The sequence below is a fragment of the Parapedobacter tibetensis genome, assembly GCF_024704835.1.
Lineage (GTDB): Bacteria > Bacteroidota > Bacteroidia > Sphingobacteriales > Sphingobacteriaceae > Parapedobacter > Parapedobacter tibetensis.
Window position 1 is genome coordinate 1 of sequence record NZ_JAMXBE010000053.1, and the last position, 1543, is coordinate 1543.

The following is a 1543-nucleotide window of genomic DNA, read 5'->3' on the forward strand; positions in this document are numbered from 1 at the left end:
ATACAGATGAAACCTCCACCAGCATCGGTTTTGATTTTTTTGGCCTTCAGACAAAAGGGGATGAATATGAAGCATAGCCGCCTACTTTTGTGTATGGAAAAAAACAAAAAAGCGGCGGCTATGGAAAAAGGCTCGATTGGATTCGAGCAGGTCGTTGAACGGGGTTGCGGACTGGACGTCCACAAGGAAAACGTTGTGGCGACCATTCAGGGCAAAGGTATAAAAACGATGACAAAAAGTTACAGCACCTTCACGGGTTCATTGGAGAAGCTCGGGGCTTGGCTGAGGAAGCATGGGATCACGCACATTGCCATGGAAAGTACGGGTGTTTACTGGAAGCCGGTCTTCAATGTGCTGGGTGATGGCTTCGAGATCCTGCTGGTCAATGCCCGCCATGTGAAGAACATCCCCGGTCACAAGACGGATAAGCGTGACAGCCGCTGGCTGGCCAAGCTGCTGCTGTGCGGTTTGCTGAAGGGGAGTTCCATCCCACCGCGTTCGATCCGGGAGCTGCGCGACCTGACACGTTACCGCAAGAAGCTGATCGGTCAGGTCACTTCGGACAAGAACCGTTTCCAGAAGATACTGGAGGATGCCAATATCAAGCTTTCGGTGGCATTGAGTGATGTTTTTGGATCGACCGGCATGAAGATGATCACAGCTATCCTGGATGAGGGGGGCTACCGTCCGGAGGATCTGCTGCAGTTTGTCCATGGGCGTGTAAAGGCCAGCCGGTCGGATATACTGGAATCGCTCAGGGGCCATGTGACGGCCCACCACCGGTTCATGCTGCGTACGATTCTGGCCAACATGGGCCGTCTGGAATCGACCATCGCCGAGGTTACCGCCCGGATCGAGGATCTGTGTGCCCCGTACAGCCTTGGGATTGACAGGCTCTCGGACATCCCGGGGGTGGATCATGACGGTGCAATAGGGATCATCGCCGAGATCGGCCTTGACATGGAGCAATTCCCCACGCACCGCCACTTAGCCTCCTGGGCCGGGGTCTGCCCCGGGAGCAATGAAAGCGCGGGGAAGAACAAAAGCGGGCGGATCACGCACGGCAACAAGAACCTCCGGGCATTATTGACCCAGCTGGGCTGGGCAGCCTCACGTACCAAGGGCACGTACTTCGGGGCCAAATACAAATCACTGGTAGGCCGCAGGGGCAAGAAGAAAGCCATCATTGCAATAGGACACAAGATCCTGGTGGCGGCCTACTTCATACTAAGGGATAACATGGAGTTCAACGAACTCGGGCCGGAACATCTGGATAACTTCAGGAAGGACAAGCTGATCGCGTATTACAAAAAACAGTTGCAGCAGCTTGACCCCAACCTGGCGTTTGACGGGCATGCGGCGTAAACAACATTACAAAGGTCGATTTTTACTGTAAGCATAGACAACGTAGATGGAACTGACCTGATCAGTTAAGCACAAAAGAGTATTGCCAAGAGCATGTAAATGAAAATTTCAATTCCTTAACTGATTTTTATAATTGATTGATAAACAAATAAATGATTTAAACATATTCTAATGAAAA

At 51.8% G+C, this 1543-nt stretch carries 1 protein-coding gene; it reads left to right on the top strand.

Annotated elements, in window-relative coordinates:
• Positions 1–1365: IS110 family RNA-guided transposase (locus NF543_RS25170; protein WP_257670965.1), on the top strand; the 1365-nt coding region annotated here is incomplete at its 5' end.
• Between the last annotated feature and the right edge of the window lie 178 nt (positions 1366–1543).